Here is an 18,313-nt window from a genome sequence, read left to right on the forward strand (position 1 = left end):
AATCAAGTAGAAATGATGGAAGATAAATATGACGATACATTTTTAGCAAAATGGCTAAGTGGTGATATTTCGGAGGAGGAAAAAACTCGTTTTGAAACCACTACAGAGTATCAAGACTATATAAAAATCATAGAAGGCACAAACCAATTTGAAGCACCTTCTTTTGATAAGCAAAGTCTATTGTCTAAAATTAAAGACAAACAAGACAGAAAAGAAACAAAAAGAAGAAGGTTAGTTCCTTCTTGGATGTATGCAGCTGCCGCAGTAATATTGTTAGTAGTTGGATTTACATATGTATTTACTGCCGCAGGAGAAACATTTGAAACTGGTTACGGAAATCAAATGACAGTTGCGTTACCTGATGGATCAGAAGCAATTCTAAATGCAAAGTCAAGTATAACATTTGATAAAGAATTATGGGAAGATAACCGAACAGTTTCACTTACAGGAGAAGCGTATTTCAAAGTAAAAAAAGGAGAAAAATTTACGGTTTCTACAGATGCAGGAACGATAGAAGTGCTTGGAACACAATTCAATGTAAAAACTGCAGAAAACTTATTTGAAGTAAAATGTACAGAAGGAAAAGTAAGAGTTGAAACTTCAAACAGTGAAAAAGCAATCTTAACAGTAGGGAAAGCATTTTCTAAGTTAGAAGGAGAAACAACGAATTGGGACTTCGATATAAAAGATGAAACATGGAGAGAAGGAGAAAGCAATTTCCGTGTAATCCCTTTAAAACATGTTATTACAGCTATTCAAAATCAATACAACATAACAATCATACACGATAACATAGACACTACACAGCGCTTTACTGGGAGCTTTTCTCATAAAAATTTGAAACTTGCTTTGCGTACAGTCTTTGTTCCTATGGAAATTTCATATACTTTTAAGGACGAAAATACAGTTATCCTTAAAAAGGCGGAATAGCCCAACTTTTTTAATACAAAAGAAAGTCTTCGCCTATTATAGATTTACCATAGCGTAATATGAGAAGAATTATAAGTGTTGTTGTCTTATTCATCACAACTACATTGTTTGCACAAAACAATGTAGATCTCTCGTTTACAAATGAACCACTTCAAAACGTATTAACCACCATTGAAAAAGAATATGGTGTTAAATTCTCATATCGTGCAGATTTAGCAAAAGATAAAGTAATTACGCTTACTCTTAAAAATGCTACTCTAAATACGGTTTTACAACGATTGCAAGCACAAGTTCCTATCGTTTTTGAAAAAGCAGATAAACGCTATTACATTATTAGAAATAAAGAACAAGAAGGCAAAGTTCGAATATGCGGTATATTGGTTGATGCCCAAAATGAAATGCCTATCATAGATGCTTCTGTTGAAAACAAAACACAATCCAAAGGAACATTTTCAAATTCAAACGGTTATTTTGAACTCTTCTTAACGAATCCAACGGATACCATAGAAGTTCGATATTTAGGATACAAACCAAAACAAGTTTTAGCAAAAGAATTAGAACAAAATCCGTGTGCAAAAATTCCTTTAATCGCAGAAAAATTTAGCTTAAAAGAAGTCCTAATCAGTAACTATATCACTTCAGGAATCAACAAACAAAAAAATGGAGCCTTAACCATTTCTCCTTCAAAACTTGGAATACTTCCTGGGCTTACTGAGCCTGATGTATTACAAAGTATTCAACTATTACCAGGTATTCAAAGCCCAAACGAAACTGCTTCAGGACTCTTCATTCGAGGAGGAACACCCGACCAAAACTTAATTCTTTGGGACGGAATCAAAATGTATCATTCAGGTCACTTTTTTGGTTTAATATCTGCTTTCAATCCATATGTAATAGAAGAAGTATCTGTATATAAAAGTGGAACGGAAACACGTTATGGCGATCGAATTTCAGGAGTAATAGACATTCAAACTGATACCAAAGTTCCAGAAAAATTATCTGGCGGATTAGGGTTTAATATGACACATGTTGATGCATACTTAAAAGTCCCTATTGGGAAAAAATTCGGAGTCATGGTATCAGCACGTAGAGCTTTTACAGATGCTTGGGAAACATTTACGTATGATAACTTTTCTGAACGTGTATTTCAAAATACAAAAATTACAAAAGGAACCGAAATCGCCGAAAATATATTCTCTGAGACAACAAACAGGTTCTTTTTTACAGATTACACCGTAAAACTTATTGGAAACATTTCTGATAAAGACGAAATTATGCTTAGTAATTTAATGACGCAAAACGAACTCGATTTTGGCTCTAAAGTTGATTTTTTTGAAGAAACCTCACGTGATCAGTTAAGTATAAAAAACTCAGGCTTTAGCGGGTTTTGGAAACGTCAATGGAATGAAAAATTTTCACACGATCTAAACGTATACTATTCAAAATTTGATTTTGATTATTTAGGAAGATTTCAAGGAGATATGGTACAATTAGTAGAAGAAGATAGAAAGCAAAATACCATCAGAGATATTGGTTTTTCGTATGATACTTTTTGGAAAATCAGTGAAAAAAACGAAATCCAATCAGGATTTCAGTTCTCTTCCAATGATGTATCATATAGCTTTTCTGGATTTAGTGCTGATGAAGGTGGTGTAGATGCCTATGAATCAGCGGAAGAAAGTATCAACAATTCGTACGCATTATACACTTCATACAAATACAACAATAAGAAAAAACTAATTATCAATGCTGGATTGCGTGCTAACTATTTTAGTACCATTAGAACACTATTTTTAGAACCGCGAGTACACATTGAAAAAAGAATTGATAAAAACTTTAGCACAACGCTTTCTGCCGAATTAAAACACCAAGCGGTAAGTCAAATCATAGAATTCAATACGGCAAACTTAGGTTTGGAAAACCAAGTATGGGCAATTGCAAATGGTGATGATCTTCCAGTATTAAAAAGTCAGCAAATATCAGCAGGATTTCTATTCAATAAAAGTGGATGGCGTGTGAATTTAGATGGTTATTACAAAAACATTAAAGGACTTACATCATTAAACAGAAGTTTTGGTAGTACAAGTGTTGTAGAAACGTTTACCAAAGGAAAAAGTAGAGTAATAGGTGTTGATGTCTTGGTTGAAAAAAAGATTGATAACTATCAAACATGGATGGGCTATTCATACACAAATAACTCATTTGAATTTTCCCGAATCAACAATGGAGTTGCATTTCCTGGAAACTACGATATAAAACACTATTTCCGTTGGGCACATTCGTATACGATGGGCAATTTTAAGTTTTCACTTGGCTGGAACTATCGTACCGGAACACCATACACACCTGTAACGTCCGAAACACAATCAAACGGAGACTTATTTGTCTTTATAGGAGAAACGAATACAGTGCGCATCCCAGACTATCATCGCTTGGATTTTTCAGGTACTTATACGTTCGATTTCGATAAAAAGAACAGATGGAAAGGGAAAATAGGTTTTTCACTACTTAACATCTACAACCGTAAAAACTTGTTAGAACGTTTTTACGAAATCAGGCCTTTCATAAATGATAATAATGACGTGCAGTTTCGTTTGCAAACCGTTGATAATATTTCACTTGGCTTAACGCCGAATTTAGTATTTAGAGTTGACTTTTAGTTAATGAAACAGGCTATTGAAAAGTAGAATTAATTCCGTTGTAGAATGGAATTTATAAAACTTTAAGAAAAAAGAATCAAGCTAAAAAGTCTACAAAGGCTGATCTTTTCTATGCAACAATCGCGTCAGCTTAATAGACAAATCAGTTAAAACAATTTTGGCATTTCCATTACGTTCTATATGATAAATAGCATCTTGCAATTCCTTAGAAATGTCCAGAATATTATTTCCATGTACAAAAGGTGCAAACTTCTCTAAAAAGAATCCTTTGGTATGTGGTTCAAAAAAAACTAAATCGGTTGCTGTATAATTTTGTAATAAGGCTTGTCTAAAAAGATTTAAACAAAAACCTAAAAACTTCTTTTGAGTTTCACGTCCAGTTTTTGCAATCTCTTCGCTCCAAGAAATCAAATCGCGAACCGCTGTTTTATTTCCTTTGGCTTTAAAAGCAGAACGAACCCACGAAACAAACCAAGTTTCAAACTGTAAATCTTCGGAATCCTGATTCACTAAATCAACCGCTTTATTATAATTTCCATTCGATTGGTGTGCAATTTTAGTGGCTTCAGCTTCCGATACATTTAACTTTTCCATCAAAGATTCCTTAATAGCTAGTTCGCCCAAAGGAGGGAAATGCAATATCTGACAACGAGAACGAATCGTATTAATAATCTGTTCTTCGTCTTCGGCAATCAAAATAAATAAAGTCTGATTTGGTGGTTCTTCAATTAGCTTTAATAACTTATTGGCTGCGGCTGTATTCATGCGTTCAGCCATCCAAATAATCATTACTTTATAACCTCCTTCATAGGATTTTAACGCTAAAGATTTTACAATATCCAACGCTTCGTCAACTCCAATCTGACCTTGCTTATTATCAATTCCAAGTAACTTGTACCAATCAAACAGATTTCCATATGGTTGTTCTTGAATAAACTCGCGCCATTCTTCCAAAAAGTGTTTTGATACAGGATGACTTTTCACTTTATGATTTCCAGCTACGGGAAAAGCAAAATGCATATCGGGATGTGAAATATTATTAAATTTCAAATTACACGATTCGTTTCCTCCAGTATTTTCTCCTTCTGTATTTTGACACAACACATACTGTGCATAAGCAACTGCCATGGAAAGTGTTCCACAACCTTCTGGACCTACAAAAAGTTGCGCATGCGGAATGCGTCCACGATCTGCACTAAGCGTGAGATGTTTTTTAATATGAGTTAAGCCTAAAATATCTTGGAAAAGCATGTCGCAAATATAGTTGGAACAGTTGAATTTTGCACTATCATTTGTTGAGGTTTTCCATAAGTAGAAGATGTGGTTTTACGTAAATAAAGGTAAATTTAGTACGATGAGATATTAAATACTGTCGAGATATCTTTCAAAAGGAATTACAAAAAATTACGACAAAGGAAGTATCTTTACAGTAACACGATCAAAAACTATAAAAAACAACATGGCGGAAAAAGCGCTTCTTTTCATTCCTGATATTTCCGGATTTACCGAATTTGTACAGCATACGGCAATTCAACACAGTCGCCATATTATTTCGGAGCTCTTAGAATTATTAATAGATAATAATATTTCAGGATTACAATTGGCAGAAATAGAGGGTGATGCATTGTTTTTTTATAAAGTAGGAGAAATAGACCTTAATGAAATAAGAGCACAAGTAAAACGCATGTACATAGCGTTTCATACTTATCTAAAACGGTATGAATACGAAAAAATTTGTCAATGTGGCGCTTGTTCATCTGTATATAACCTTTCATTAAAATTTATTGTGCATTATGGCGAAATCGAATTTATCTCTATAAAAGATTCAAACAAACCATATGGGCCAAACGTGATAAAAGTGCATCGTTTACTCAAAAATAATGTACCAATTACTGAATATGCATTATTTACACAAGAAGTAGATGAGGAAAATATTCCAAAAGTCACACATCAATTACAAGCTAATTATGACTTTGGTCAGATTAACTACGCGTACGAATCACTTTCTGACTATAAAAATGAACTTCCTGAAATTTTACCGATTCCAGATAATGTACCCAAACACAACTTATATAGTGAAGAAGCAAGCATTAACTTACCCATCTTAGAACTCTATGAAATCATTAGCAATTTTGACTATCGCTTGTTGTGGGCAAAAGGAATTGATAAAGTAGAATACGAAAAAAATCGTGTCAATAGAGTTGGAGACAAACACAAATGTCTCATTGATAAAAAAGCTGTCAATCCGACAACGGTAACTAAAAAAGCAAAAACAAATCAATTGGTCTATGGTGAATCGACTACGGAAGTTCCTTTCACAAAAAAATTAAATGTATATTATGTATTAGAACCTGTAAATGAACAAGAAACACGACTCAGAATAGAAGTATTTGTCGATTTTAAGCCATTTGGTATCTTACTAAAACGTTTGATGAAAAAAAACTTCAAAAAAGTCGTTCCCGAAAATATAAAAGAACTTATATTGCTTGCTGATTCAGGATTTAAAACAACAATAATCGAAAAATAAAATACTTGTGAAAACGCTAAACGATTTTAACTTTAAAGATAAAAAAGCACTCATTCGTGTAGATTTTAACGTACCACTAAACGATCAGTTTGAAGTAACTGATGATACGCGTATTCGTGCTGCAAAACCAACAATCATCAAAGTATTAGAAGATGGTGGAAGTTGTGTATTAATGTCGCATTTAGGACGACCAAAAGGATTTCAAGAAGAACACTCGTTACGTCATATAGTAGAAGCAGTTTCTCAAATCATTGGTGTACAAGTAAAATTTGCAGGAAACTGTATTGGCGAAGAAGCTGAAAAAGCAGTTGCAGGTTTGGAAGAAGGAGAAGTATTATTACTCGAAAATTTACGTTTTCACGAAGAAGAAAAAGGAGGAGATAAAGTCTTTGCAGGGAAACTTGCTAAGCTGGGAGATATCTATGTAAATGATGCCTTTGGAACGGCACACAGAGCGCATGCATCTACAGCAGTAATCGCACAAAACTTTACAGACAAAAAATGTTTTGGGTTATTATTAGCAAAAGAAATAGAAAGTATAGCCAAAGTAATGGAAACTGGAGAAAAGCCTGTAACAGCTGTACTAGGAGGCGCAAAAGTATCTTCAAAAATCACAATTATTGATAACATTTTAGATAAAATAGATCACTTAATTGTTGGTGGAGGAATGACATTCACGTTCATCAAAGCACAAGGCGGAAGCATTGGAAATTCATTAGTAGAAGATGACAAACTAGAATTGGCGAAAGAAATAATGAAACAAGCCGAAGCTAAAAATGTGACCATTCATTTACCTGTAGATTCTGTCATTGCAGATGCGTTTGCAAATGATGCAACTACGAAAGTAGTAGATGTGACTCAAATTCCTGATGGATGGATGGGATTAGATGCTGGACCAGCTACACAAGCTAAATTTGCTGAGGTAATTGCGCAATCGAAAACAATTCTTTGGAATGGACCATTAGGTGTGTTTGAAATGCCAAACTTTGCCAAAGGAACTATTGCGTTAGGACATGCAATTGCTGATGCAACCAAAAATGGAGCCTTTTCACTTGTTGGAGGAGGAGATTCTGTAGCAGCTGTAAAACAATTCGGTTTTGAACCAAAAGTAAGTTATGTTAGTACTGGAGGAGGAGCAATGTTAGAAAGCCTAGAAGGAAAAACATTACCAGGTATTGCAGCTATTTTAGCGTAAAACTCTTTTGATTCGTTTTGTGTTAAGACAAAAATGAACGCTATTTAAAGCTTACTATCTAGTAGTTCTATGAAATTCCACAGGAAAGATTAACAAGTTAATTGATTCGAAAATAGATATAAACAAAAGTCTAATTCTAGTAGTTAGACTTTTTTAGTATGCGGGAATTTCAAAATCCGAAGAAAAAACACGAATTTAGCAGCAATCACGTTTCTATATAAGAAACACGTATAAAACGATAAAACGCCATACAATAGATGAAATACCTATTCAGCATCGTATTCTTATGTTTAGCTTCTGTGGGAAATGCCCAAGAAGATAAAAAAAAGCCTGCAAAAGAAAAGCCTGCATTCAAAATAATAAAAGACACAATCATTCTTGACGGAAAAAAAACCGTTATGACTGATACAATATATTTCGATACCAAAAACGAAATCAAACGTACTGCAAGTGAAATTCTTCCAGAAATGGATAGCACAACTATAATGCTTGACGGAAGAAAGGAATTAACAAAAATTGAAGAAAAATACGAGTTACAAGACAACAAATTTGCCGCTAAAATAGATAGTCTTTGGTTGCGCGAACTTGGTGGTGCAGACTTATTTGATACCATTCATAAAGAAATATCAGAACTCAAATACGATCCTGTTGTCTATCAAGAATTACCAACAGATACGCTCAAAGCACGTTTAGAAAGACTGAACGCAAAAACACCGTTCAATATCGAATACAATCCTTCATTAGAAAGTGTAATACGTAGGTTTTTAAAACGAAGAAAAAAATCAATGGAACGCTTAATGAAAGTAAGTCAGTACTACTTTCCAATGTTTGAGCAAGAACTTGATAATTACGATATTCCTTTAGAAGTAAAATATTTAGCTATTGTAGAATCAGCGTTAAATCCAAGAGCACGCTCACGTGTAGGTGCTACAGGTTTATGGCAATTTATGTACAGAACAGGAAAAGAATACGATTTAAATGTAAGTTCATATGTTGACGAACGCAGTGATCCTGAAAAATCAACTAAAGCAGCTTGTAAATACTTAGCTAGTCTGTACAGAATATTTGGCGATTGGGATTTAGCGTTGGCAGCTTACAATTCAGGCCCTGGAAATGTTTCAAAAGCGATTAGACGCTCAGGCGGATATGAAAACTACTGGAATATTCGTAAAAACTTACCACGTGAAACGGCTGGCTACTTACCAGCATTCTTAGCAACTATGTATATTTTTGAATATGCAGACGAACACGGTTTTCAGGTAGAAAAAATAGAAGTACCACACTTTGCTACAGACACAATTCGTGTAAAAGAAATACTCACATTCGATCAAATATCAGAAGTACTAAACGTAAAAGTTGAAGACTTGCAATTCTTCAATCCTTCCTATAAATTAGATATCATTCCAAATGTAAAAGGGAGAAACTATTCCTTGCGTTTGCCTGTACAAGAAGTCGGAAAGTTTGTAAACAATGAAGAAGCTATTTACGCCTTAGCGAAAGAAGAATTAGCGAAACGCGAAAAACCATTACCACAACTATTTGAAATGGACAAACGTACACGCTATCGTGTAAAAAGTGGTGACTATTTAGGTAAAATAGCACGACGTTTTGGTGTACGTGTAAGTGACTTAAAACGATGGAATGGACTCCGATCAAACAGATTACGAATTGGACAACGTTTAACAGTATACCCTAAAAAACCAGGATTTGCTGTAAAAAAATCAAACAAGAAGAAAAAAAATACTGGAATAGGAAAAACCTATGTAGTCAAGTCTGGCGACTCTTTGTGGAGTATTGCACAAAAATTTCCAGGAGTTTCTGTAAAGAATATTAAAAAATGGAATGATATTAGTGGTAACAAGCTAAAACCAGGAATGACCTTGCAGGTTTCTAAAAAATAAAAAGAACTCATAAAAACAAAACCTCGTGAAAAAATTATACGCAATTATCGTTGCTTTGGCACTATTTACTTCTTGCGAAGACAGAAAAAATAGTGAAAATGCGGAACAATATTTACCAGAATCATACGGAAAAGTAAACTTACTTACGGTTGTTGTAGATGATGATTTATGGCAAGGAAAAGTTGGAGACAGTATCAGAAGTATCTATGCAGCACCAACAGACGGTTTAGCAATGGATGAACCTATATTTTCAATAAAACACATCAATCCAGAAGTATTTGATGGTTTACTAACGAAATGTAGAAGCATACTTTTTGTAAAATCATCCGACAAAAAACAATTCAAAATCAAATCAAATGTATATGCAAAACCACAAAAAATTGTATATGCTACAGGAACTGATGACGAAATTATTGAGCAACTCACAACAAATTCAAAAGAATCAATCACCACGTTAAAGCTAAATGAATTACGTTCTAAGCAAAAATTCATTCAAGGTTCATTAAGTAGAGATACAACTTTAGAGGAAACATTTGGGTTTTCACTAAACATTCCATCTGCCTACAAAATGGTGAAAAATGAAGAAAACTTTGTATGGTTTGAGCGTGAAGTTCCAAAAGGAACGATGAATATTTTTGCATACACATTACCATTTGGAAGCATACCAAAAGATTCTACTACCATTGATGCAATTATTCAAATGCGCGATTCTATTGGAGAAGCATACATTCCTGGAAGAGATCCAAAAAGAATGCATATGATTACTGAAAAAGCTTTTGCGCCATACTTATACGATGCTATTGTAGACAACAAACCAGCACTAGAAACCAAAGGAAGATGGGAAATGAAAAATTTCCACATGGCAGGACCATTTGTAAACTACATTGTTGAAGATAAACAACACAATAGGTTAGTGGTTGTAGAAGGACTCACATTTGCACCTTCAGAAGAAAAAAGAGACTTTGTATTTGAAATAGAGGCGATTCTAAAATCGTTAAAAATAAAAGAATAAATAACTTACATTAAAACCGACAAAAGCACATGAGTTTAGTACTTATGTGCTTTTTACATTCTCTATTGCAATTAATTTTAGACTTTTAGTTTCTAACTGAATTTAATTTTGTCTAATTTTATTAATTCAATATTAGTTTTGACCTTAATAAGGTACTTTTATAAAATGATTGATATTAATAAATGAAGCTAACTTGTACGAAAGCCTAAGTTTTTTATTTATAATGCTTATTAATTCAAATATATTTACTATATTAATATGAATTTAGATGATATGTTGATTTTTTAATAACAAACTCTTAGTTAAAATTTATATGCAACATGTTGACAATTCAAAAGTATTTAATACATTTGCCTTATGTTAGTTACAAAACAAGACATATTATCTTTAAAAAAATTATCAACTACGAAAGATGCTGTAGCTATTGATACAATACCTCATACTTTTAAAACTGATTTCCAAATGTTCTTTTTTGGTAAAACATTTTTAAAAAAAGATAATATTTTGTTTGCTTATCCTCACGATATAAAAAAATGGACACGTTATATGTTTAATAAATATAATGGGTAATAAATGTTACCTGATTATTTATTAAAATTTAATAAAGCCCTTTTTGATTTTCAAGAAAAATTTCCAAGACAAGATTGGACACTAGAATTTAGAAACTCATTAATTAATGATTATTCTTTTTATTCAGCAAGAGTAGAGGATTCTAAACTTCAATATGGTGATACTATTCGTTTTTTAAATAATGAAACAGTTAGAGGAATTAATTTTAATTCTTTAATGGGAATAGCTGACCATCAATCTGTATTGAAAAACCTGCTAGATACTCTAGATGATTTTAGTCTAACCGAAGAAAAAATTAAGGATTTACATCGTTGCTTAATGAATAGCGAAATGGCTTGGGAAACGGAATTTAAACCAGAATTAGTAGGTAATTACAGGAATGTACCCATTGAAGGATCTCGTGAGCCTTTTTTTAAGAATAAAGTGTATGCGCCTCATTATAATTTAGAAATGATTATGGCTACTTATGTAGATATGTTTAATGGTAGAATTAGCGATATTGATAATACTATTGAAGAAAAGCATTTGTTAGCTCGATTAGCATATTTGCATAATAAGTTCTTAAATGAAATACATCCTTTTGCTGATGGAAATGGTAGAGTGTGTAGAATTATTTTAGGTGCAGTACAAATGACTAATAATTGTCCTCCTATATTTCCGAAAATCACAACACAAGAAGAACAAATAGAATATATAAGCACAATTGTAAATTGTGAAAAAGAAAATGATGATAAGCTTTTAGTTGCCTATTTTGCAAATGGAATGGCAGATTATTTGATCAGAAGAATAGAGTTGTAATTTTAATTGATTTCATTTAATATTCTTGTAGAAAAGATATGATATACTAAATTGCAATCGCAAAAAATACTTTCATGACCGAACTTCAATATATAAAATCACAACTTTCATTACCAGAAAAAAGTATTCTCAAAACAATTCAATTACTCAATGAAGATTGTACAATTCCTTTTATTTCAAGATATCGAAAAGAAATGACAGGAAACTTAGATGAGGTTCAAATAGGTCAAATTGTAAAACTAAAAACGGCTTTTGCAGAATTAGAAAAAAGACGAGAAACCATTTTAAAAGCTATTACGGAACAAGATGCGCTAACGTCACAATTACAGGAAAAAATCGCGCAAGCGAAAACATTAACAGCCCTAGAAGATATCTACTTACCCTACAAAAAAAAGCGTAAAACAAAAGCTTCTATTGCCAAAGAAAATGGATTAGAGTCGTTGGCAAAAATCATCATGAAGCAACAACATGAAGACGTAAACTATGCTGCGCAACGTTTTGTAAAAGGAGAAGTCGTTTCTACAGAAAAAGCGCTGGAAGGCGCTCGACACATAATTGCTGAGTGGATTAATGAAAACGAATACGTTAGAAACAAAATAAGACGTCTATATCAGCGAAAAGCGACAATTACAACCAAAGTGGTCAAAACAAAAAAAGACGACGATAGCGCACAGAAATATAAGCAGTATTTTGATTGGAGTGAATCACTACATAGAACACCATCGCATCGATTATTAGCAATGTTACGCGCAGAAAAAGAAGATTTCATCAAACTAAAAGTTGCTGTTGATAAAGAGGAAGCATTAGACATGATCGATGGATTGATCATTAAAACTGATGTAGCTTCTTGCACAGATCAAGTATTTATGGCTATTGAAGATGCATATAAGCGTTTGCTATCACCAGCCATTGTAAATGAAGTGATGAATGATGTCAAGGGAAAAGCCGATACAACCGCAATTTCGGTATTTGCGGACAATTTAAAACAACTACTACTTGGTGCGCCACTAGGTCAAAAACGTGTGTTAGCATTGGATCCAGGATTCAAATCGGGTTGTAAAGTAGTGTGTTTGGATGAAAAAGGCGATTTATTACATAATGAAAATATCTATCCACATCCGCCACAGCGAAAAACAACTGACGCAGGTAAAAAAATTCGTTCGTTGGTAAATGCATATAAAATTCAAGCCATTGCTATTGGAAATGGAACCGCTTCGCGTGAAACAGAATTCTTTATCAAAAAGATTCAATTTGATCGCGATTTGCAAGTATTTATCGTAAACGAAGCTGGCGCCTCTGTATATTCTGCTTCCAAAATTGCACGTGCTGAATTTCCAAATTATGATGTTACGGTTCGTGGTGCAGTTTCTATTGGAAGACGATTGAAAGATCCGTTGGCAGAATTGGTGAAAATTGACCCAAAAGCCATCGGTGTTGGACAATATCAGCACGATGTTGATCAAACGAAACTGAAAGAAGAATTAGATACAGTTGTAATGAGTTGCGTAAACGCAGTTGGTGTCAATGTAAACACAGCAAGTAGTGCATTATTGAGTTATGTATCTGGAATTGGTGCAAACTTGGCAGAAAATGTGGTAAAATTTAGATCGGAAAACGGAAAAATTGATTCTCGAAATAGTTTGAAAAAAGTACCGCGATTAGGTCCAAAAGCATTTCAACAAGCTGCGGCATTCTTACGAATTACGGATGCCAAACATCCGTTAGACAATTCTACTGTGCATCCAGAAAGTTATCATATTGCGGAAAAAATGGCAAAAGATGCAAAGCTTTCGGTAGATGAATTAATTGGAAATAAAACTGTTTTAAGTACAATTAAACTCGAAAATTATTGCACAGAAACCATTGGATTGCCAACCTTGAACGATATTGTAAAAGAATTGGAAAAACCTGGCGTTGATCCGCGAAAAACGGCAAAACTCTTTGAATTTGATCCGAATGTAAAAAACATTTCTGATGTAAAAGTTGGTATGTCTTTGCCTGGAATTGTAAACAACATTACCAATTTTGGCTGTTTTGTAGATATTGGAATCAAAGAAAGTGGGTTGGTACACATTTCAAAATTGGCCAACGAATTTATAAGTGATGTCAATTCGGTAGTAAAATTACACCAACATGTAACTGTCACAGTTGTTGAGGTTGACGAAAGTAGAAAGCGAATTCAGTTGTCTATGATTGATTAAAAAAGTATAAACTAAAGAAACTCCACTGAAAAAGCGGAGTTTTGTTTTTCTCCAACTCTTAACAACAAACTGCATTTGAATCAGTACATGGTTGAGTTTCCAACGTTATTAACGGCGGACAATCAGCTGTGCAATTTTGCTTTGAACAATTCCAAAGGGAATGTATAGGTGAACATCCGTCAGAGCATCCGCCAGTAATGACTTTTCCTCCATGAACCTTGGTTAAATTGGATACAATTTTTTTACTAAGATGTAACTTTGATTTAAAATTTCTTTTCTTCATAAAAATAGTTTTGATGTATAAATATTAAGCACAAGTATATACGGTTGGTTCGTCTGGAGAACAATTTGCAGGTGTAGTTAAATCTCCACAACCGTCAGTAACACAGTTTTCTATAGTTGGGCATATGTAGGTAGGTGAGCATCCATAAGCAGGATCGGTAGCGCCACAAAGTGCGGAATTTCCTGGAGGTCCACAAATACCAAAAGAACAATATGAGGTATTATTTAGCTTTCCACCAATTACGTTATGTGCGTTTGCTAAATTTGAAATACTTGTTTTGTTTAACTTGAGATTCTTTTTTTTCATAATTTTATTTTTATGTTAATGATGAATCAAATAACAAGAAGAAAAGAGGGAAATCAAAAGAACATAACCCATAATTATCGAATTACTGGAAATTAAATATTATATATAAACCACTCATTTTCAGCAGATTATGTTATTCATGCGTTAACTTCAATATTTAAAGAAAGTTGTTGTAGAGATTGATACAAAAAATGTCACGTTTTCATTTCTTTTTGGTTATACGTGTAGAAGGAAGCTAGGAAGGCTTCTATAAATTTAAACCGTTTATTATGAAAAAAAGAAAATCAAATTCGTTAACATTTAAAAAAGTGACAGTTAGCAATTTTTTAATTGGAGGAGTCTACAGACCATCAGATCATGCATGTGCATCTGCTGTTAGTTGTGAATCAATTTGTTTTTGTGTACCTGCTACAGAAACTTGTAATTGTGAAGACCAAGCACCAGGCAAAACAGTTCATTGTGACGGACCAGCTGGGTAGGTTTAGAAAACATTTTTGACGAATAACCCAAAGACTAATAAGTTTCAACTTATTAGTCTTTTATTTTTTCAACAACACCTTTACACATTCCCATCATATAAAAACCACCTGAGCCTATAAAATACATTCGGTTTTCTTCCAATAGAAATTCGTGAGGTGCTTTGCTAATATACGTCCAAACAGAGCTTTTTCCTTTGGAGTTTAGCAACATTTCGTAGATTGCTTGTGCGTTTTCTGAAGTTTTAAAAATGTATTCTTCAATTGTAAATCTTGGATAAGTGTTTCCGTTTGGTTGCATTGGCTTGGCACCTTTTAAAAATGATTTTCGTATTTCATGAAGCCCATGTTTAAATGATTTTATATCGATGAATTGAATAGTGTCTTTCAGTTTCAAAACACGCTTTAAACCACCTAAAAGGATTGTTTTTTCTGATGGAACAATTTCAAGACTTTTCAGTTGATATTGATGTTTTAATTGTGATAAGCGCGTTACTTTTTCTTTCAACTTTGAAGTAAGCTCTACTTTTTTAATAGGTTCACTTTCGTGAGAATTGACTTTTGGAGAAACCGTATCTTTTGAAGCTTCTAGTTGCTGTTCTTTCTCAGGAATTGCCTTTTCTTTCTCTTCACAAGCAGAAAATAATACAAGAGAAATAACAAGGAAAAAAGGCGCGATTGTTTTCATCTTATCAATTTACAATAAAATAAATTACTTCTTTTTTAAATTTGAGAGCTTCTCTTTATGATAATTGTCGCCACTTATTTTATACGCAATTTCTACATATTTGATCGCATTTTTAATATCTTCTTGTGAAATATAATAATCTGACATAGAATCGTATCCGTTTGCATTTTTTGGATACGACTCAATAAGCATTGTAAAAAACAAAAATGACTTTTTCGGATCATTAGACATAAACATATACCCTAAATTATTCAACAAATCTTCTTCGGGATAAATTGTATATCCTAAGTGCTTAGAAAGTAATTTATAACGTTCATTAAAAGCTTTTTTTACAGCTTCTGCATCAGCACCAGGATTCCTTAAAACATCTACAAAACGACTATTCATTTTATACCAAGGAAAAAGAGAATACATTCCGTCATATATAGAAATTAAAGGAACTGTTCCATGATTTTCATTTTCATAATATTTATATGAAAATTGCAAAGTACTTGATTTTGTTTCTGAAGCGATCTTAGTAAAGTTATATGTTGCACGCAATCCTTCGGTTCTAAAAGTAGTGTCTTTAACAAGTACATTCAAGTCTTTTTCTGTATCTGGAGGCAACGGATTTGCCATAGAAAGAAACAATGATTTTCCTTTATATTTTTTATCAGACAAACGTTCTGCTAGTTTTGAGTTTAATACTTCATTATCCCACCACAAACTTGGATCAATGGCAATATAATTGGCAAACAATTCTGGGTGATTCAATACCGTATTTACAACCAATAATCCTGCAAAAGAATGTCCAATTAGTGTTTTATGACTAGTAGTTGGATACTTTTTATCTATATATGGAATCAATTCTTTTGCGATAAAATCAGTAAACTTTTCTCCGCCACCAGAATCTTGTACCCAATCAGATGAACCTCTAGCTTCTTTTACTTTAGTTGGTGTAAGATCACGAGTTCTGTTTTCTGAATTTTCAATACCAACAACAATCATTTCAGGAACAGTATCTGGCGCCAATTGATTCAGTACGGCACAAATAGATAAAAAATGCACACGTCCATCCAAAATATATACTACTGGATATGTTTTCGGGTGATTTGTGGCAATCTTAGCACTTTCTGGAACTTGAACCCAAATTTGTCTATTTTCAGTAAGAATCTCTGAATAAATGCTATCCTTAGTTCCTATTCGTAACAAATTATCTTGATTGGATTGTGCTAAAGAGTAAAAAAAACTTGTGTTTACAAGCATGCAAATTACAAGGGAAAGTAGTTGGTTTTTCATAATAAAAAAGGCAGTTAATGTTTGTAATAATACCACATAAACAATGCCAAAAATAAATTACTGCTTTACAGGGAATTTATGTTTTAGAAAATTAAAAACCAATTCAAAATGTTGTAAAGATTCTGCATGCGAACCAATAATAGCAACATGTTCTGTATAATATTTGAAGCTGTGTTGCTTCAATCGAGACATGATTTTATCACACATTGGTGTAGTTGGAGCAATTTCATCTTCGGTTGCAGAAATTAGTAAAATAGGAGCCTTTATATTTTCAACCTTAATCAACGATTTTTGTACTGCTTTTGTGTCTTGTAGCATTGCTGTAAAAGCGCCACGCAAATCACGTTTCACAAGAAATGGCACTGAGGCTTCATTTACTGGAATAAAAGGTAGTTCCGTATTGTTATATGTCCAAGATGAGGTTGTAAAATGCGTTGTATTCCCCGGAAATACAGCATAACTAGGTACAATTCCTATTACACAATCAATATCGTCGTAATAACTTGCAACTAATAATGCTAAATCGCCGCCGCGAGAACCACCAACAATAGCAATACGCTCTGCATCAACTTATTTGTTTTGGGTAGCTTTTACAATAGCATTATGTATATCTTCAATAGCTATTTTCTCTAAAAGTTTTGGGGTTTCTGGTGCATTAAAATATCCAATTGCTAAAAAGGCATATCCTTTCTTAATAAATTGATCTCTTGTTGCTTTCCAATAATTACTTGTCCAAGCATTTCCGCCTTCCGAACCGCCAAGTCCAACAATTAAGGGTTGATTTTCGCTTTTGCCAACATATAAAATAGCTTCAGTATTGTTGGTTTGTAGTTTTTCTTGTGCATAAAATGTTGTTGTAACAGTGAAGAAAAATAGGAATAATACGAATTGTAATTTGTTTGATGAAATCATAGTAGTTTACTTTTAAAGCAAAGTAACTTCATCTTACATTTAAAACTTTTGACCTAAATCAAAAAATCATTTTTCAGCGCGAATTCTACTCAAAGTTTCTTGGGTGATACCAATATACGAAGCTACCATTCCAAGCGGAATACGATGGTAAATATCATGATACGTTTCTCGAAAATGTGTATATTTTTCTTTGGCAGAAGCAAAACGCATTGAAGTAATTCGTTCCATAAGATGTCCAAAAATAGTTCCCATTGAAAATCGTGAATAGCGTTCCATTTCAGGAAAATGATCAAATAAATATCCTAAATCATTTATGTGTAACGAAAACGCTTCTGTAGTTTCAATTGCATCAATATAGTAGATATCTTTTTTGCGTTGCATGAAGCTTTTTGGTGAATTCACCCATTCGTTATTACTACAAAAATATTCACTTACTTCTTTTCCATCTTTCAAAAAATAGGTGCGTAAAATTCCTTGTTTAATAAAATAACTTTTGGTACAAATTTGATTGGCATCTAAGATAAGTTCACCTTTTTTAAAAGTTACACTATGCAACCTGTCTTTTAATTCAGTTTT

The 18,313-nt window shown here is 33.1% G+C and carries 17 protein-coding genes and 1 pseudogene; 10 read left to right on the top strand and 8 right to left on the bottom strand.

What is annotated here, in order from left to right; genetic code table 11:
• Positions 1-12 precede the first annotated feature (12 nt).
• Both Q0828_RS04145 and Q0828_RS04150 read left to right on the top strand, forming a co-directional pair.
• Positions 13-930 carry a FecR domain-containing protein gene (locus Q0828_RS04145; RefSeq protein WP_298417934.1) on the top strand — a complete coding sequence of 306 codons (918 nt, stop codon included), beginning with the start codon at positions 13-15 and terminating at the stop codon, positions 928-930.
• A 59-nt stretch (positions 931-989) separates the two neighbouring features.
• A complete protein-coding gene (locus Q0828_RS04150) occupies positions 990-3,590 on the top strand; it encodes a FecR domain-containing protein (RefSeq protein WP_298417935.1) in 2,601 nt (866 codons plus the stop codon).
• Between the two features lie 90 nt (positions 3,591-3,680).
• Here Q0828_RS04150 and Q0828_RS04155 read toward each other — a convergent pair whose 3' ends face one another.
• Positions 3,681-4,841: a DNA polymerase III subunit delta' gene (locus Q0828_RS04155; RefSeq protein WP_298417936.1), complete on the bottom strand. Its 1,161-nt coding sequence runs from the start codon at positions 4,839-4,841 to the stop codon at positions 3,681-3,683.
• 208 nt (positions 4,842-5,049) lie between these two features.
• Between Q0828_RS04155 and Q0828_RS04160 the strand changes: the two genes are divergently transcribed.
• The 7 genes from Q0828_RS04160 to Q0828_RS04190 all read left to right on the top strand — a co-directional run bounded on the left by Q0828_RS04160 (position 5,050) and on the right by Q0828_RS04190 (position 13,794).
• A complete protein-coding gene (locus tag Q0828_RS04160; protein WP_298417938.1) occupies positions 5,050-6,117 on the top strand; it encodes a DUF2652 domain-containing protein in 1,068 nt (355 codons plus the stop codon).
• 7 nt (positions 6,118-6,124) lie between these two features.
• A complete protein-coding gene (locus Q0828_RS04165; protein WP_298417940.1) occupies positions 6,125-7,312 on the top strand; it encodes a phosphoglycerate kinase in 1,188 nt (395 codons plus the stop codon).
• Between the two features lie 257 nt (positions 7,313-7,569).
• The gene (locus tag Q0828_RS04170) at positions 7,570-9,213 is read left to right on the top strand and encodes a LysM peptidoglycan-binding domain-containing protein (protein WP_298417942.1); all 1,644 of its coding nucleotides are present in this window, start codon (positions 7,570-7,572) and stop codon (positions 9,211-9,213) included.
• Between the two features lie 25 nt (positions 9,214-9,238).
• Complete coding sequence (locus tag Q0828_RS04175; protein ID WP_298417944.1) at positions 9,239-10,225, top strand: DUF4837 family protein; 987 nt, start codon at positions 9,239-9,241, stop codon at positions 10,223-10,225.
• 357 nt (positions 10,226-10,582) lie between these two features.
• A complete protein-coding gene (locus Q0828_RS04180) occupies positions 10,583-10,795 on the top strand; it encodes a hypothetical protein (RefSeq protein WP_298417945.1) in 213 nt (70 codons plus the stop codon).
• A gap of 3 nt (positions 10,796-10,798) precedes the next feature.
• Entirely contained in the window at positions 10,799-11,593 is a 795-nt protein-coding gene (locus Q0828_RS04185) for a Fic family protein (RefSeq protein ID WP_298417946.1), read from the top strand.
• A 74-nt stretch (positions 11,594-11,667) separates the two neighbouring features.
• Complete coding sequence (locus tag Q0828_RS04190; protein ID WP_298417949.1) at positions 11,668-13,794, top strand: Tex family protein; 2,127 nt, start codon at positions 11,668-11,670, stop codon at positions 13,792-13,794.
• 58 nt (positions 13,795-13,852) lie between these two features.
• Here the strand turns inward: Q0828_RS04190 and Q0828_RS04195 are convergent, their stop codons facing one another.
• Positions 13,853-14,077: a hypothetical protein gene (locus Q0828_RS04195; protein ID WP_298417951.1), complete on the bottom strand. Its 225-nt coding sequence runs from the start codon at positions 14,075-14,077 to the stop codon at positions 13,853-13,855.
• A 24-nt stretch (positions 14,078-14,101) separates the two neighbouring features.
• Entirely contained in the window at positions 14,102-14,383 is a 282-nt protein-coding gene (locus Q0828_RS04200) for a hypothetical protein (RefSeq protein WP_298417953.1), read from the bottom strand.
• Between the two features lie 269 nt (positions 14,384-14,652).
• Here Q0828_RS04200 and Q0828_RS04205 point away from each other — a divergent pair, with 269 nt between their 5' ends.
• Positions 14,653-14,862 (top strand): hypothetical protein, encoded by a 210-nt coding sequence (locus tag Q0828_RS04205; protein ID WP_298417955.1) that lies wholly within the window; start codon positions 14,653-14,655, stop codon positions 14,860-14,862.
• Between the two features lie 52 nt (positions 14,863-14,914).
• Here Q0828_RS04205 and Q0828_RS04210 read toward each other — a convergent pair whose 3' ends face one another.
• The 5 genes and pseudogenes from Q0828_RS04210 to Q0828_RS04230 form a co-directional block, all read right to left on the bottom strand.
• A complete protein-coding gene (locus Q0828_RS04210) occupies positions 14,915-15,547 on the bottom strand; it encodes a hypothetical protein (RefSeq protein WP_298417956.1) in 633 nt (210 codons plus the stop codon).
• Between the two features lie 24 nt (positions 15,548-15,571).
• The gene (locus Q0828_RS04215) at positions 15,572-16,825 is read right to left on the bottom strand and encodes an alpha/beta hydrolase-fold protein (protein ID WP_298417958.1); all 1,254 of its coding nucleotides are present in this window, start codon (positions 16,823-16,825) and stop codon (positions 15,572-15,574) included.
• 57 nt (positions 16,826-16,882) lie between these two features.
• Positions 16,883-17,383 (bottom strand): annotated as a pseudogene (locus Q0828_RS04220) (acyl-CoA thioester hydrolase/BAAT C-terminal domain-containing protein); the annotation flags it as partial.
• Positions 17,384-17,395: 12 nt separating this feature from the next.
• Entirely contained in the window at positions 17,396-17,737 is a 342-nt protein-coding gene (locus Q0828_RS04225) for a hypothetical protein (RefSeq protein ID WP_298417960.1), read from the bottom strand.
• 66 nt (positions 17,738-17,803) lie between these two features.
• Positions 17,804-18,292, bottom strand: coding sequence for a Crp/Fnr family transcriptional regulator (locus Q0828_RS04230; RefSeq protein WP_298417962.1), 489 nt, complete (start codon positions 18,290-18,292; stop codon positions 17,804-17,806).
• Positions 18,293-18,313: the final 21 nt, after the last annotated feature.

The sequence above is a fragment of the uncultured Kordia sp. genome (genome assembly GCF_947496985.1).
GTDB lineage: Bacteria > Bacteroidota > Bacteroidia > Flavobacteriales > Flavobacteriaceae > Kordia.

What these genes read in the sequence shown, in the direction of transcription:
- Q0828_RS04145 (WP_298417934.1), top strand. Translation starts at nt 13, where the DNA reads ATGATGGAAGATAAATATGACGATACATTTTTAGCAAAATGGCTAAGT.
- Q0828_RS04150 (WP_298417935.1), top strand. Translation starts at nt 990, where the DNA reads ATGAGAAGAATTATAAGTGTTGTTGTCTTATTCATCACAACTACATTG.
- Q0828_RS04155 (WP_298417936.1), bottom strand. Translation starts at nt 4,841, where the DNA reads ATGCTTTTCCAAGATATTTTAGGCTTAACTCATATTAAAAAACATCTC.
- Q0828_RS04160 (WP_298417938.1), top strand. Translation starts at nt 5,050, where the DNA reads ATGGCGGAAAAAGCGCTTCTTTTCATTCCTGATATTTCCGGATTTACC.
- Q0828_RS04170 (WP_298417942.1), top strand. Translation starts at nt 7,570, where the DNA reads ATGAAATACCTATTCAGCATCGTATTCTTATGTTTAGCTTCTGTGGGA.
- Q0828_RS04180 (WP_298417945.1), top strand. Translation starts at nt 10,583, where the DNA reads ATGTTAGTTACAAAACAAGACATATTATCTTTAAAAAAATTATCAACT.
- Q0828_RS04185 (WP_298417946.1), top strand. Translation starts at nt 10,799, where the DNA reads ATGTTACCTGATTATTTATTAAAATTTAATAAAGCCCTTTTTGATTTT.
- Q0828_RS04190 (WP_298417949.1), top strand. Translation starts at nt 11,668, where the DNA reads ATGACCGAACTTCAATATATAAAATCACAACTTTCATTACCAGAAAAA.
- Q0828_RS04195 (WP_298417951.1), bottom strand. Translation starts at nt 14,077, where the DNA reads ATGAAGAAAAGAAATTTTAAATCAAAGTTACATCTTAGTAAAAAAATT.
- Q0828_RS04200 (WP_298417953.1), bottom strand. Translation starts at nt 14,383, where the DNA reads ATGAAAAAAAAGAATCTCAAGTTAAACAAAACAAGTATTTCAAATTTA.
- Q0828_RS04205 (WP_298417955.1), top strand. Translation starts at nt 14,653, where the DNA reads ATGAAAAAAAGAAAATCAAATTCGTTAACATTTAAAAAAGTGACAGTT.
- Q0828_RS04210 (WP_298417956.1), bottom strand. Translation starts at nt 15,547, where the DNA reads ATGAAAACAATCGCGCCTTTTTTCCTTGTTATTTCTCTTGTATTATTT.
- Q0828_RS04215 (WP_298417958.1), bottom strand. Translation starts at nt 16,825, where the DNA reads ATGAAAAACCAACTACTTTCCCTTGTAATTTGCATGCTTGTAAACACA.
- Q0828_RS04225 (WP_298417960.1), bottom strand. Translation starts at nt 17,737, where the DNA reads ATGATTTCATCAAACAAATTACAATTCGTATTATTCCTATTTTTCTTC.